Here is a 14,367-nt window from a genome sequence, read left to right as displayed (position 1 = left end):
GCACAGCAGCGGGGGGCGGGGGGGGGCCCGCCCGCGGGGGGGGGGGGGGGGGGGGCGGGGGGGTGGGGGGGCGGCGCCCGGGGGCGCGGGGGGGGGGGGGCCCCCCCCACGTTCGTGGCTTTCGGGCTACGTGGAGTTGTTGTTCAGCCGGCTCTTGCCGATCTTCTTGTTCGCCCGGTCTCCTCTTCTCCACAAACTTACATCGTCTCGCCGAACAGCTCGCGCCCGATCAGCATGCGACGGATTTCGCTCGTACCGGCGCCGATCTCGTACAGCTTGGCGTCGCGCCACAGACGGCCCACGGGATATTCGTTGATGTAGCCATTGCCGCCCAGCGTCTGGATCGCCTCGCCGGCCATCCATGTCGCTTTTTCGGCGCTGTACAGGATGGCGCCGGCCGCGTCCTTGCGCAGGGCGCGGACCTGTTCCGGCGACTGTGCACGGTCGCAGGCTTGACCTACCGCATAAACATACGCCCGACAAGCCATCATCGTCGAATACATATCGGCCACTTTGCCCTGCATCAATTGAAACTCACCAATTGCTTGACCGAACTGCTTGCGCTCGTGGATATAAGGCACTACCGCGTCCATACACGCCGACATGATGCCCAGCGGGCCGCCGGAGAGCACGGTGCGTTCGAAATCCAGGCCCGACATCAGCACGTTCACGCCCTTGCCCACGCCACCCAGCACGTTTTCGACGGGCACTTCGCAATCCTGGAATACCAGCTCGCCCGTGTGCGACCCGCGCATGCCCAGCTTGTCCAGTTTTTGGGCGATCGAGAAACCTTTAAAACCTTTCTCGATGAGGAACGCGGTCATGCCGCGCGGGCCGGCCTCGATGTCGGTCTTGGCGTAGACGACGAGCGTGTCGGCGTCCGGACCGTTCGTGATCCACATCTTGGTGCCGTTCAGAACGTAGCGGTCGCCCTTCAGCTCGGCGCGCAGCTTCATGCTGACGACGTCGGAGCCGGCGTTCGGCTCGGACATGGCCAATGCACCGACGTGCTCGCCCGAGATCAGCTTCGGCAGGTATTTGCGCTTCTGCTCTTCGTTGCCGTTGCGCTTGATCTGGTTGACGCACAGGTTCGAGTGGGCACCGTACGACAGGCCGACGGAGGCCGAGGCGCGCGAAATTTCTTCCATGGCGACGATGTGCGCCAGGTACCCCATATTGGCGCCGCCGTATTCCTCGCCGACGGTGATGCCGAGCAGGCCCAGTTCGCCCATTTTTTTCCACAGGTCCATCGGGAACTGGTCGGTGCGGTCGATCTCGGCCGCGCGCGGGGCGATTTCGCTCGCGGCGAACTGTTGTACAGCTTCGCGCAGGGCGGCGATGTCTTCGCCGTGGTCAAAGGTCAAGCCAGGGAGATGCAGCATGTCGTCCTCGTTCTCGTCGTCTAGTGGATGGCTGATGGCCAGGCTAGATGATAGCGCGGAGTGACGTTAACGTAAACGTCAAGCGACTGCCCGTACTCAGCGGCGGCGCCTGCGCCACATCCTGCGTACCGCCCAGGCCGCGACCAGGATGGTGAACAGCCACGGCAGCAGATATGCAATGCCCGACACGGCGAACGCGATTCCCTGCGACAGGTTGCTGCCGAACTGTTCCAGTGAACGGCGGATCGGCGCCCAGAACGGCCGTTGCCGGTCCGAGCGGATGGACACGTTCAGGATGTCGGTGTCGACGCGCTGGGCGAGCTGGGCGCGCTTGCCGTCCGCCGTTTCATACTTCGACTGGATCTCGGCCAGTTCGCGGTTGACCTTGATCAGTGCGTCGACGTCGTTGCCGGCGCGGTTACGCAAGGCTTCGAGACGGCTGCGATAGTCGTCCAGCATGGCCAGTTCGCGTGCCGTATCCGCGATCGGGCCGGACAGGTCTTCGACGTGCGTCGACTGGCGGGCAAGCTCGGCTTGTTTCCCCATTGCCGCGATCAGTGCCGGGACGACGTCCGGCCTGGCACGGAATTTCAGCGATGCCGCGGCGTCGGGCTCGCTGTCGATGCGCGACTCCAGCAGGGTGCACGCGGCGGCGGCTGCACGGCAGGCGCGCAGGCCGTCCGCATACAGGGCTGCCACCTTGTCCGGTGCAGCGTCGACGTCGACGAAGTGCTCGTAGGCGAGTTGCCGCGCCGCGTTTGCGCGGTCATGTTGTGCGATGGGCGCCTGCTCGCGCATCGGCATCTGCTGCACCTTCGAGCAGCCGGCGAGCGTAGCGAGCAGAAGCGCGAGGGATAGGTAGGAAAAGAAATTGCGATGCATGCCTGATTGCTTCCTGGATTGGTTCGTCTGGAACCCCAAGATAGCAAATCGTCCTCCGGAAAAAGACGCGCTTTATATCAGGCTGCGTCCTTTTCGCCGGCATCCTCGCCCAGCAGAGTGCCGGCAGCGTCCGATTCCGCCAGCAGCCGCCGGCATTCTTCTTCGTGAACAGAAATTTCCGCCAGCGACATCTCGATATCCGCCCGCTGCTGCTCCAGCGTCTCGCGCTGGTGCGCCAGCACGCCCAGGAAACGGTTGATCTGGGCCACCGTGTCCTTCGGCGTCTCGTACATGTCGATGATGCTTTTGATCTCCGACAAGGTCAGGCCCAGGCGCTTGCCGCGCAGCGTCAGTTTCAGCCGGGTGCGGTCGCGCGGCGTGTAGACACGGTTGCGTCCGCCCTGGCCTTCGCGCATCGGGCTCAGCAGCCCTTGGTCTTCGTAGAAGCGGATCGCACGTGCGGTGATGTCGAATTCGCGTGCCAGTTCGGCGATGGTGTAGGTGGTGGCCATGGTGTTCTGCGGGTCAAAAGTGGCGCGGTCCGGAATCGCTTAGAATCACAGCCTGCGCCTTCCGTTTACGTTTACGTCAAAGCGTTTGCGGCATTGTAACGCGCCTGCGCCCCGCATCCATACGAAAGTCCATTGCATGAATCCCCTCGAAGCCCAGCTCAGCTATCCATTCGGCGATGCCATCCCGCCGCTCGGCACGGTCACGGACGTGGCGCCCGGCCTGTCGTGGCTGCGCATGCCGCTGCCGTTCGCCCTCGACCATATCAATCTGTGGCTGCTCGACGATGCCGCGGAAGGCAAGCGCGGCTGGTCCCTCGTCGACTGCGGCGCCGGCACCGATGCGACCCGGGCCGCCTGGGAACAGCTGTTCACGGACGCGATGGAAAACCGGCCGCTGCTGCGCGTGTTCGCCACTCACTGTCACCCCGACCACGTCGGCTTGTCCGGCTGGCTGTGCGACCGGTTCGACGCCCCGTTCTGGATCAGTACGGGCGAGTTCGGCTTCGCGCGCATGATGGCCGCCGCGCTGCCGGGCGTCGACGGCCCGTCGGCGATCCCGCATTTCCAGCGTCACGGTCTCGTCGACCCCGGCATGCTCGAGCAGATGCAGAGCCGCAAGAATTACTACCCGTCGCTCGTGCCGGCCGTGCCGGCGGCATACACCCGCCTGCAGGATGGCCAGCGGGTCGTCGTTGGCGCGCGGGAATGGCGCGTGATCACCGGTTTCGGTCACTCGCCGGAACATGTCTCCCTGTACGACGAACAAGACCGCATTCTGATCTCGGGCGACATGGTGCTGCCGCGCATTTCGACGAATGTTTCCGTGTTCGCCGTCGAGCCGGAAGGCAACCCACTGCAGCTGTACCTGGATTCGCTGGACAAGTTCGCCGACCTGCCCGACGACACCCTCGTCCTGCCCGCGCACGGCAAACCGTTCCGCGGCGTCCACACCCGCATCGCGCAGTTGCGCGCGCACCATGCGGCACGGCTGGACGAAGTCCGCGCCGTCTGTGCCGAGCCGAAATCTGCAGTTGACATTGTCCCGTTGATGTTCAAGCGACAACTCGACGCGCACCAGCTCAGTTTTGCGATCGGCGAGGCTCTGGCCCATCTTCATTATCTTTGGTACAACGGTAACCTCGTGCGTGTAACCGGCGACGATGGCATCGTCCGATTTAAGTTGACTTAAAACAACATATTGAGGCCAATGGGTGTCGCAAAAATCACGACAATCTAACCGGACTTCTCACCACTTTGTTGACTCTTGGCATCATTTGTCGTGCTAAGAGGAAGAAATGTTCCAATTTTCAGTAGGAAATTGAACGAGCAAACGTTTTCCTTTTCCTGTAGGATATTTTTCACACATATCTCACAGAATGCTGGATACAACGGGAATTGCTGGACAGCACTGTGAGAATTGATCAATACTCACTCATTTGTTACCTACAGCCTCTCCTGCCGTCACAGACGGTCTGGTCAACGGAGCGACCTAATGACGGCTTTGCATGAACCCTTAGTGCCACCCATGAATTCGACTAACGAACGGGAGAGCTTCAGCGAGCGCCTGCAGCAAGCCCTGAAAAACGCCCATTATTCTCCGGACAGTCCCACCCGGCTCGCGCGGGAATTTAACATTCGCTTCGAGGGCCGTCCGATTACGGTCCACGCGGCACGTAAATGGCTGGTCGGAGAGGCGATCCCGACCCAGGAAAAACTGCGCATGATCGCGCAGTGGCTGGGTGTGCCGGCCGACTGGCTGCGCTTCGGCGGTTCGGAAAATGCCGCCGCCAATGGCGACGGCGCCGACGGCAGCACCCGGTTCGAATCGGCCGACGTCAAGCTGATCGCGGACCTGCAACGCCTGGACGAGCACCACAAGCAGCTGGCGCGCGAATTCATCCGCATGCTCGTGCGCATGAATCACCAGCAGCAGAAATAATCCTTCCTGATCGCCATCGGATTCACGATGGCCGCATCTCATGACGCGGCGTCCGCAAGTTCCGGGCGCCGCGTCACGCACTTCTGTACTGCAATTTTTTTTCTGCGATTAGTCCGCACAAACCGCCGAGTCTCGCGCATAATCGGTAACGCTAACGGAACGTCGCAACCGTCGAGTTCGCGTTCCTGCCTGGCGCCCGCCAGCGGCACTTCGAAAAACCGTCGGCGGTTTATCGACCTGCCTTAGTGTTATCGGTCATATAAGGATGCAGTCGCCTCATGATTAATAACTACAGCAACACCGCGCAGTTGAAGGATCTCATGACAGCACCGCCGATGACGGCGGCCCAGCACGCAGAAATCATGCGCAAGCGTAACGAGCAGCGCAGAAAAATCGAAGATGCAAGAGAACAGAGACGGGCCGAACGCGACCCGTACGGCGACCTCGCCTGATCAGGGCGTAGCGCCGTTCATGCCGCCCCAGCGCGGGGCGAGATCGTTCGTCACGCCCAGCAGGTCCATGACGCGCGCCACCGTGTGGTCGACCATCTCGGCTATGGTGGCGGGGCGGTGATAAAAGCTCGGCAGCGGCGGGAAGACGATGCCGCCCATTTCCGTGACCGTCGTCATGTTGCGCAGGTGCGCCAGGTTGAACGGCGTCTCGCGCACCATCAGGATCAGGCGCCGGCGTTCTTTTAAAACGACGTCAGCGGCGCGCGCGATCAGGTTGTCCGACAAGCCATGCGCGACCGCGGCCAGCGTCTTCATCGAACAGGGGGCGATTACCATGCCGGCCGTCTGGAACGAGCCGCTGGCGATCGAGGCGCCGATCTCGCGGTTGCGGTGCACCACATGGGCGAGCGCTTCCACGTCGCGCCGTTGCAGGCCGACTTCCTGGTGCAGGGTGAGGGTGGCGGCGTCGGAAATGACGAGGTGCGTCTCGACGCCGGGTACGGCGGCCAGCCGCCGCAGCAGCTGCACGCCATAGATCGCGCCGGTCGCGCCGGTGATGGCGACGACGATCCGGCGCGGGCCGGGATCAGCCATTCTTCTTGAGCAGGGCCTGCAGTTCGCCGGACTCGTACATTTCCGTCATGATGTCCGAACCGCCGACGAATTCGCCGTTCACGTACAGCTGCGGAATGGTCGGCCAGTTCGAGTATTCCTTGATGCCCTGGCGGACTTCCGCGTCTTCCAGCACGTTGACGGTGGCGATGTTATCGACGCCGCAAGCCTTCAGGATTTGGATCGCGCGGCCCGAAAAACCGCATTGCGGGAACTGGGCGGTGCCCTTCATGAACAGCACGACGGGCGTGGCGGTCACGGTCTCTTTGATCCAGGATTGTACGTCGCTCATTTGGTTCTGCCTTTGGTGAGAATTTGAGTGGATGACGGCATTTTATAAGAAAACCGGGACGGGCGTCCCGGCCGTCGCTTCAACGCTTCAACTTGGCAAACGCCGCCGCCATCGCGCCGCCGCCTGGCGCCGAACGCTCCTGTTTCTGGTGCTTATTCTGGTGATCCGCCATGCGCTTGCGGTCATCGCGATCCGCACGCTGCTGGGGTTGCGACCCCGCCTGCGGCGCGCTGTCCGACAAACGCATCGTGAGCGCGATGCGCTTGCGCTTGACGTCCACTTCCAGCACTTTCACCTTCACGACCTGGCCCGCCTTGACGACCGTGTGCGGATCCTTCACGAACGTGTTCGACAGCGCCGAGATGTGCACGAGGCCATCCTGGTGCACGCCGATGTCGACGAATGCGCCGAACGCCGCCACGTTGGTCACGACGCCTTCCAGGATCATGTCCGGACGCAGGTCCGAGATCTCCTCGACGCCTTCCTTGAACGTGGCCGTCGTGAATTCCGGACGCGGATCGCGGCCCGGCTTTTCCAGCTCCTTCAAAATATCGGTCACGGTCGGCACGCCGAATTTGTCATCCGCATACTTCGCCGGATTCAGGCGTTTGACCAGCGCGCTGTCGCCGATCACCGATTTGATGTCCTTCTGGATATCGGCCAGGATCTTCTCGACGACCGGGTACGATTCCGGGTGCACGGCCGACGCGTCCAGCGGATTGTCGCCGTTCACGATGCGGAGAAAACCCGCCGCCAGTTCGAACGTCTTGTCGCCCAGGCGCGGCACCTTCTTCAGCGCCGCGCGCGACGCGAACGCGCCTTGCTGGTCGCGGTAGTTGACGATGCTCTGCGCGACGCTGCTCGACAGGCCCGACACGCGCGCGAGCAGCGGCGCCGATGCCGTGTTGACGTCCACGCCGACCGCGTTCACGCAATCCTCGACGACGGCGTCGAGCTGGCGCGCGAGCTGCGTCTGCGACACGTCGTGCTGGTACTGGCCCACGCCGATCGATTTCGGATCGATCTTCACCAGTTCCGCGAGCGGATCCTGCAGGCGGCGCGCGATCGAGACGGCGCCGCGCAGCGACACGTCCAGTTCCGGCAGTTCGCGCGACGCGAATTCCGACGCCGAGTACACCGACGCGCCGGCTTCCGACACGACGATCTTCGTCAGCTTCAGCTCCGGGTTCTGCTTGATCAGGTCCTGCGCGAGTTTATCGGTCTCGCGCGATGCCGTGCCGTTGCCGATCGAGATCAGGGACACGTTGTGCTTCGCGGCGAGCCTGGCCAGCGTGTGCAGCGAACCGTCCCAGTCGTTGCGCGGCGCGTGCGGGTAGATGGTCGACGTGTCGACCACCTTGCCGGTCGCGTCGACGACGGCGACTTTCACGCCCGTGCGCAGGCCCGGGTCGAGGCCCATCGTCGCGCGCGGGCCCGCGGGTGCCGCGAGCAGCAGGTCCTTCAGGTTGCGCGCGAAGACCTGGATCGCATCGCCTTCCGCCTTTTCGCGGAGAAGCCCCATCAGCTCCGTCTCGATGTACATGAAGCTTTTTACACGCCACGTCCAGCGCGCCGTGTCGAGCAGCCATTTGTCGGCCGGACGGCCCGCGCCCTTGATGCCGAAGCGCGCGGCGATGCGGCTTTCGCACGGGTTGTGCGGCGCGTCCCATTTTGGTTTTTCCGGCTCGGAATCGAGGCGCAAGGTCACGTCCAATATACCCTCGCGGCGGCCGCGCATCAGCGCCAGCGCGCGGTGCGACGGCACGGTCGCCAGCGTTTCCGAGTAATCGAAATAGTCGGCGAATTTCTCGCCTTCTTCCTGCTTGCCGTCGACGACCTTCGATTCGACGACGCCGTGTTCCTGCACGTATTCGCGCAGCGATTGCAGCAGTTCCGCGTCTTCCGCGAAGCGCTCCATCAGGATCTGGCGCGCGCCGTCCAGCGCGGCCTTCGTGTCGGCCACGCCGGGGTTCGCGACGCCGTCCGCGTTGGTGAATCCTTCACGCAGGTATTTCGCGGCTTCGGCCTCCGGATCGCGCGCCGGGTCGTCGAGAAGGTCGTCGGCCAGCGGCTTCAGGCCGGCCTCGATCGCGATCTGGGCCTTCGTGCGGCGCTTCTGCTTGTACGGCAGGTACAGGTCTTCCAGCCGCGTCTTGTCTTCCGCCAGCGAGATCGCCTGCAGCAGCTCCGGCGTCATCTTGTTCTGTTCCGTGATGGACGAGATGATCGCGGCGCGGCGGTCTTCCAGTTCGCGCAGGTAGCGCAGGCGTTCTTCCAGCAGGCGCAGCTGGATGTCGTCGAGGCCGCCCGTGGCTTCCTTGCGGTAGCGGGCGATGAAGGGGACGGTCGCGCCTTCGTCGAGCAGGGCGATGGCGGCGGCCACCTGTGCCGGTTTGGCGGACAGTTCTTGAGCGAGGCGTTGTTCGATCGAAGGGAGCATGAGTTCGGGTCAGTCGGTGAATCGAACGGGCAATGATACGCAATCGCGGGCGATGCGCCAGTCTTGACAGGCACGACGATCTACGGTGGCGTGGGAAAGCGTGAACTTGCCAGAGAGGAATGCTGGTCACGCTGGTCTACACGCGCTGGCTGGGCAGCGCCCACGTCTTCGACTGGGGGCGTGCCATCTTCGTGGGCGTCGTGTGCGGGATCGGCGCCGCCGTCTGGCCGGACAAGCGTGCCGGCAAGGCCGGCGGCGACGGACGATAGCCGGTCAAGCATCAGATCTGCGCCTGGCCACCATCGACGAACAGCTCGGCGCCGTTGACGAAGCTGGCATCGTCGGACGCGAGGAATACGGCGGCTTTCGCGATCTCGTCCGGCTCGCCGACGCGGCCCAGCGGGATCTGCGCGGCCAGGTAGTCGACGAGGCCCTGTTGCGCGGCGGCGTCGTTGCCGGCCAGTTCGACGAGGCCGGCGGTGCGGGTGGCGCCCGGGCTGATCGTGTTGACGCGGATGCCGCGGTCCTTCAGGTCCAGGATCCAGTTGCGGGCGAAAGCGCGCACGGCGGCCTTGCTGGCGGCGTAGACGCTGAACGCCGGGGTGCCGGAGCTGCCGGCCGTCGAGCCGGTCAGGATCACCGAGGCGCCTTTCGACAGCAGCGGCAGCGCTTTCTGCACGGTGAACAGCGTGCCTTTCACGTTGCGGCCGAAGGTGTCGTCGAACTGTTCTTCCGTGATTTCACCCAGCGGGAGCATCGAGCCGCCGCCGGCATTGGCGTGCAGGACGTCCAGGCGGCCGAAGCGGGCGCGGATCTCTTCATACAGGCCATCCAGCGCGGTCAGGTCGCTGGAGTCGACGCGTAATCCGATCGCGTCGTGGCCGATGCTGTTTACCGCGGCGTCCAGTTCAGCCTGGCGGCGGCCGGTGACGATCACCTGCGCGCCTTCGAGGGCGAAGCGTTGGGCGGTGGCCAGGCCGATGCCGCTGGTGGCGCCGGTGACGAGAGCGATTTTGTTGGCGAGTTTGGCAGTCATGATGTTCTCCGTTTGGTTGATGTCGAAGTCGACGGAAACCATCGTACCGAGGTAAACTCCACATTAAAATAGCACTGATCGCAAACTATCTTTGCATTTTTGTCGTGCATACTTCGGAAGGCCGATAGGCATCGGCGCCGGGATGCCGTAACATGTCGGGTTCGATAACTCATCGGTTCCCCGCCGACGACGAACGATGTCCCTGTTGCCCGATTTCGAAGGTCTCGCGATGTTCGCCAAGGTGGCCGAGGAACGCTCGTTCGCCGGGGCCGCGCGTGCGCTCGGGGTGTCGGTGGCGACCGTGTCGCGGGCCGTCGCGCGGCTCGAGGAGCGGCTCGGTGCGCGGCTGTTGAACCGGACGTCGCGCCAGCTGGCGCTGACGGAATTCGGCCGCACCATCGCGGACAGCGCATTGAAGATTTATCGCGAAGCCGAAGAGGCGGAACATGCCGCGCGCGAGATGTCGGCGCGGCCGCGCGGGCTCGTGCGGCTGGCCGTGCCGATGTCGTTCGGGGTGCGTTGGGTCGCGCCGCTGATGCCCGCGTTCTTCCGCGAATATCCCGACGTGCAGATCGACCTGCACCTGTCCGACGCCACCGTCGACCTCGTGGGGCAGGGCTTCGATGCCGCCCTGCGCATCGCCGTGCTGCCCGATTCGTCGCTGGTGGCGCGCAAGCTGTGTCCGGTGGCGCAGGTCATCGTGGCCTCGCCCGAGTATCTGGCAACGCGGGGAACGCCGCGGCATCCGTCCGAACTCGTGGACCATCCTTGCCTCGGCTATACCTATCGCGCGCGCGTCGACGTGTGGCGCTTCACCAACGAGGCCGGGGAGGAAGTCGCCATCAAGCCGGAGGGTCCGCTGCGGGTGACGAATTCGGATGCGCTCCTGCCCACCGTATTAGACGGCCTGGCGATTGCCGAGTTCCCCGAATTTATTGCGGCAGATCACGTGCGCGCCGGGCGGCTTGTCCCCATACTGGAGGGCTGGCAGATGGCGCGAGGTGGCCTGTACTTCGTCACGCCATCGGCACGCACACGGCCGGCCAAGGTGGAAGCCCTGGCCGAGTTCTTCATGAAGCACCTGAGTGCGCCGGACTGGCGCCTCGTGTCATGACGCACCCGCAAAAAAATGCGTGATGGGGGCTGGCAAAGCGAGGCGCCAGAGTGTAACTTCTACTCTTTTCGTCTCGTAAAGTTTTACCCGCTACGTGCGATCCTTAACAAAGCTGTTCGGGTCGCATGACAGATAATAGGAATTGTTGTTTTTTCAAATTAAAGACTCGTGAGACCCATGCACACAGTTGATTTTCATCGCGACGACACCAGCGACGCACCGCCGGCTCGAGCACCTGCACGCGCTCCGGCCCTGCCCGCACCGGTGTTAAGCTGGCTGCAAAGGGTCGAGGCGGCAGCACATCCCCAGCCGAAGCTGACCGCGGAAGTCACTGACCCCAAGGCCGTCCAGTACAAATTCGTTTATGTCATGGCCCCGACCAGCGGCGGCCGTCACGTCGCGGTCTGCCTGTGCAAGGCGCGCCTGCGTCCGAACGGCGACGTGGCCGCGGCCAGCCCGGTGAGCGAAGTGTTCTCGCTGCTGTCGGCGCCGCCCGCGTACCTCGAAGGCGAGGACGAGGACCTGGTGCGTTTCTTCATCGCCATGCGCAGCGGCTCCAACCAGAGCACGAGCGCGACCGAGCCCAAGGGCAAGGTCGGCGCCATCCTGCTGCAGCAATTGCTCGCGCAAGGGAAACTGCTGTGGGCGAACTCGTGGTCCGACATGACCAATGGCCTGCTGTATCCGCTGCAGGCGGGGCCTGTGCGCAAGGCCAATCTCACGTGGCGCGACGAAGGCCGCGCGGCCAAGCTCGGCTGGTCGGTGGAGCCGGCCAAGGGCGCGACGCATCCCGGCGCCGACCTCGTCGACTACATGCTGCCGACGGATCCGCCGTGGTACATCGACAACCTGTCGTGCGGCCCGCTGGACCTGAACCGCGGCGGCATCGACATCTCGCTGGCCGACCTGCAGGCACTCGTGTCGCAGGCGCCGGCGCTGGCCGGCAACGACAAGAAACGCGTGTCGCAACTGCTGCTGGCACATGGCCTGCAACAGCTGATGCCGCTGCCGCAGCCGCTCACGCAGCGCATCCGCACCGATGTGAAACCGCAGCCTCACCTGCTGCTGGACGCCATCCCGCAGGCCGAGGGTAACGGCCAGCGCTGGCAGGACTTCGCCGTGCTGTCGTTCGACTACGACGGCCAGCGCATCTCGTTCGACCCGGCCCAGCGCGTCGTGCGCCAGATCGGCGACGTCACCGAAGTCATCGAGCGCGACGAAGTGCTGGAGGCGGCCGCACTGGACACCCTGAACAAGCTGGGCTTCCGCAAGCCGGCCACGCCGCCGCTGTCGGCCCTGTCCGGCGCGCTGCTGCTGGATGGCCAGGCGCACTGGCTGCGCTTTGCCGAAAACGACCTCGACGCGCTGTCCGACCTCGGCTGGCACGTGCAGAAGTCGCCGAAATACCGCTACGACGTCGTGCCGGTCGAAGAGTGGTATGCCGACATCGACGAACCGCCCGAGGCCGGCAACGCGTGGTTCGAGCTGGAGCTGGGCATCGTCGTCAACCGCAAGCGCGTGCCGCTGCTGCCCGTGCTGGTGCAACTCATTCGCACGGCGCCGCTGGACTTCAATCCGGACGTGCTGGCCGCGCACGCGGAAGCCGACCAGATGCTGGCGACCCTGCCCGATGGCGTGCGCGTGGCGCTGCCGTGGGGCCGCGTGAAGCCCATCCTGTCGACCCTGGGCGAGCTGTATTTCAACGACAAGATCAAGAACAAGGTTCGCCTGTCGACGCTCGATGCGGCGCGCCTGGAAGAACTCGCCAAAGGCACCGAACTGACCTGGACGGGCGGCGAGCGCCTGCGCGAAACGGGCCGCAAGCTGAGCCAGTTCGGCAAGGTCAAAAAAGTCGATGCGCCGAAGGGCCTGCAGGCCACGCTGCGCGATTACCAGCTGGACGGTCTCGCGTGGATGCAATTCCTGCGCGAATACGACCTGGGCGGCATTCTCGCCGACGACATGGGTCTCGGTAAAACCGTGCAAACGATCGCCCACATCCTGACGGAAAAGGAAGCGGGCCGCCTCACGAACCCGGCGCTGGTCATCGCGCCGACGAGCCTCATGACGAACTGGATGGAAGAAGCCGCGCGCTTCGCCCCGGACCTGAAGGTGCTGCTGTTGCAGGGCAAGGAGCGCATGGATCTGTTCGACCAGATCGATGGCGCCGACATCGTGCTGACGACGTACGCGCTGCTGCCGCGCGACGAGGAAAAGCTGCGCGAGCACGAGTACCACCTCGTGATCCTCGACGAATCGCACTACATCAAGAACACGCGCTCGAAGGCGGCGCAGACGGCCGGCTCGCTGAATGCGCGCCACCGCCTGTGCCTGTCCGGCACGCCGCTGGAAAACCACCTGGGCGAGCTGTGGTCGCAATTCCACTTCCTGCTGCCGGGCCTGCTTGGCGACGAGAAGACGTTCAACACGCAATTCCGTCACCCGATCGAGCGCCAGGACGACCCGGTGCGCCGCATGCTGCTGAACCGCCGCATCAAGCCGTTCCTGCTGCGCCGCACGAAGGACCACGTGGCGAAAGAGCTGCCGGAAAAGACGGAGATGATCCGCCGCATCGAGATCACGGGCCCGCAGCGCGACCTGTACGAGACCGTGCGCCTGGCGATGGACAAGAAGGTGCGCGAGGAGATCGACCGCAAGGGCGTGGCGCGCAGCCAGATCGTCATCCTGGAAGCGCTGCTGAAACTGCGCCAGGTCTGCTGCGACCCGCGCCTGGTGAAAGCCATGCCGGGCAAGAAGAACACGGCGGCCGTGTCGGCCAAGCTGACGGACCTGATGCAGATGGTCGACGACCTGCTGGGAGAAGGCCGCAAGATCCTCGTGTTCTCGCAGTTCACGAGCATGCTGGGCCTCATCGAAGAGGAACTCGATGCGCGCAAGATCCCGTACGCGATTCTCACCGGCGAGACGCGCGACCGTTCCGCGCAGGTGGCGGCATTCCAGCAGGGCGCCGTGCCGATCTTCCTGATCAGCCTCAAGGCCGGCGGCGTCGGCCTGAACCTGACCGCGGCCGACACGGTCATCCACTACGACCCGTGGTGGAACCCGGCGGCCGAGAACCAGGCGACGGACCGTGCATGGCGCATCGGGCAGGACAAACCCGTGTTCGTCTACAAGCTCATCGCGAAGGGCACGCTGGAAGAAAAGATCCAGTTGCTGCAGCAAAAGAAATCGGAGCTGGCGGCGTCGATCCTGGCCGAAGGCGAATCGCAGAAGATGGCGCTCACGCAGGAAGACCTGCAGGCGATCTTCGCGCCGCTGGACGAGTAAGCGCGGTAGCGTCGTATTCAAAGGGCAAGCCAGGGCGGCTTGCCCTTTTTATTTGCGCATGCATATATTGAATATGCGTGTTCGACGCAACGGCCGGGGTCGGTTATCTATGCAAAGCGATATATCGGGCACTATACTTATTGTCCGGAATCATTCTTATTAAGGCCATCATGACGCGCAGCGCACCCGTCTCGGCGGACATCTCCACGGCGGACGCCTTTCGCACGATTGCCGAACTGGGCGGTGACCTGGCCTTCATCCTCGATTGCACCACCGGCCTGCCGGCGTATGTCAGCCCGGGCGTCGACGACATGCTCGGCTATTCCCTCGCCGACATCCGCGCGCAGATGGACAAGGGCGGCGACGGCCCGCTGGCGGCCTTGTGCGCCGGCCTGCCGGAGCGGCTGCGCCGGTTTGC

At 64.1% G+C, this 14,367-nt stretch carries 13 protein-coding genes and 1 pseudogene; 7 read left to right on the top strand and 7 right to left on the bottom strand.

What is annotated here, in order from left to right:
* Window positions 1–197: 197 nt before the first annotated feature.
* From ACEN88_RS10835 to ACEN88_RS10825, 3 genes are all read right to left on the bottom strand, one after another.
* Entirely contained in the window at window positions 198–1,382 is a 1,185-nt protein-coding gene (locus ACEN88_RS10835) for an isovaleryl-CoA dehydrogenase (protein ID WP_413339508.1), read from the bottom strand.
* A 96-nt stretch (window positions 1,383–1,478) separates the two neighbouring features.
* Window positions 1,479–2,264 carry a DUF4349 domain-containing protein gene (locus ACEN88_RS10830; RefSeq protein ID WP_413339506.1) on the bottom strand — a complete coding sequence of 262 codons (786 nt, stop codon included), beginning with the start codon at window positions 2,262–2,264 and terminating at the stop codon, window positions 1,479–1,481.
* A 77-nt stretch (window positions 2,265–2,341) separates the two neighbouring features.
* Window positions 2,342–2,776: a MerR family transcriptional regulator gene (locus ACEN88_RS10825; protein ID WP_052170522.1), complete on the bottom strand. Its 435-nt coding sequence runs from the start codon at window positions 2,774–2,776 to the stop codon at window positions 2,342–2,344.
* Window positions 2,777–2,912: 136 nt separating this feature from the next.
* Between ACEN88_RS10825 and ACEN88_RS10820 the strand changes: the two genes are divergently transcribed.
* From ACEN88_RS10820 to ACEN88_RS10810, 3 genes are all read left to right on the top strand, one after another.
* A complete protein-coding gene (locus tag ACEN88_RS10820) occupies window positions 2,913–3,965 on the top strand; it encodes an MBL fold metallo-hydrolase (RefSeq protein WP_413339504.1) in 1,053 nt (350 codons plus the stop codon).
* 336 nt (window positions 3,966–4,301) lie between these two features.
* A complete protein-coding gene (locus tag ACEN88_RS10815) occupies window positions 4,302–4,715 on the top strand; it encodes a transcriptional regulator (RefSeq protein WP_036233319.1) in 414 nt (137 codons plus the stop codon).
* A gap of 278 nt (window positions 4,716–4,993) precedes the next feature.
* Window positions 4,994–5,167: a hypothetical protein gene (locus ACEN88_RS10810; RefSeq protein ID WP_413339502.1), complete on the top strand. Its 174-nt coding sequence runs from the start codon at window positions 4,994–4,996 to the stop codon at window positions 5,165–5,167.
* Here the strand turns inward: ACEN88_RS10810 and ACEN88_RS10805 are convergent, their stop codons facing one another.
* The 3 genes from ACEN88_RS10805 to ACEN88_RS10795 all read right to left on the bottom strand — a co-directional run bounded on the left by ACEN88_RS10805 (window position 5,168) and on the right by ACEN88_RS10795 (window position 8,511).
* The gene (locus ACEN88_RS10805) at window positions 5,168–5,761 is read right to left on the bottom strand and encodes a UbiX family flavin prenyltransferase (protein WP_413339500.1); all 594 of its coding nucleotides are present in this window, start codon (window positions 5,759–5,761) and stop codon (window positions 5,168–5,170) included. It abuts the gene before it with no gap.
* Window positions 5,754–6,071: a Grx4 family monothiol glutaredoxin gene (gene grxD / locus ACEN88_RS10800; RefSeq protein ID WP_056126084.1), complete on the bottom strand. Its 318-nt coding sequence runs from the start codon at window positions 6,069–6,071 to the stop codon at window positions 5,754–5,756. Before grxD ends, ACEN88_RS10805 begins: the two co-directional genes overlap by 8 nt.
* A 79-nt stretch (window positions 6,072–6,150) precedes the next feature.
* Window positions 6,151–8,511 carry a Tex family protein gene (locus ACEN88_RS10795; protein WP_413339497.1) on the bottom strand — a complete coding sequence of 787 codons (2,361 nt, stop codon included), beginning with the start codon at window positions 8,509–8,511 and terminating at the stop codon, window positions 6,151–6,153.
* Between the two features lie 119 nt (window positions 8,512–8,630).
* Here ACEN88_RS10795 and ACEN88_RS10790 point away from each other — a divergent pair, with 119 nt between their 5' ends.
* Window positions 8,631–8,780 carry a hypothetical protein gene (locus ACEN88_RS10790; protein WP_413339495.1) on the top strand — a complete coding sequence of 50 codons (150 nt, stop codon included), beginning with the start codon at window positions 8,631–8,633 and terminating at the stop codon, window positions 8,778–8,780.
* An 11-nt stretch (window positions 8,781–8,791) separates the two neighbouring features.
* Here the strand turns inward: ACEN88_RS10790 and ACEN88_RS10785 are convergent, their stop codons facing one another.
* Window positions 8,792–9,547 (bottom strand): SDR family NAD(P)-dependent oxidoreductase, encoded by a 756-nt coding sequence (locus ACEN88_RS10785; RefSeq protein ID WP_413339493.1) that lies wholly within the window; start codon window positions 9,545–9,547, stop codon window positions 8,792–8,794.
* A 196-nt stretch (window positions 9,548–9,743) separates the two neighbouring features.
* Between ACEN88_RS10785 and ACEN88_RS10780 the strand changes: the two genes are divergently transcribed.
* The 3 genes and pseudogenes from ACEN88_RS10780 to ACEN88_RS10770 all read left to right on the top strand — a co-directional run.
* Window positions 9,744–10,661 (top strand): LysR family transcriptional regulator, encoded by a 918-nt coding sequence (locus tag ACEN88_RS10780; protein WP_413339491.1) that lies wholly within the window; start codon window positions 9,744–9,746, stop codon window positions 10,659–10,661.
* A gap of 177 nt (window positions 10,662–10,838) precedes the next feature.
* Window positions 10,839–13,949 (top strand): DEAD/DEAH box helicase, encoded by a 3,111-nt coding sequence (locus ACEN88_RS10775; RefSeq protein ID WP_413339490.1) that lies wholly within the window; start codon window positions 10,839–10,841, stop codon window positions 13,947–13,949.
* A 170-nt stretch (window positions 13,950–14,119) separates the two neighbouring features.
* Window positions 14,120–14,367 (top strand): annotated as a pseudogene (locus ACEN88_RS10770) (hypothetical protein); the annotation flags it as partial.

This window comes from Massilia sp. CT11-108 (genome assembly GCF_047302915.1).
Lineage (GTDB): Bacteria > Pseudomonadota > Gammaproteobacteria > Burkholderiales > Burkholderiaceae_D > Telluria > Telluria orientalis.
This window is presented reverse-complemented; position numbering and strand designations above follow the sequence as displayed.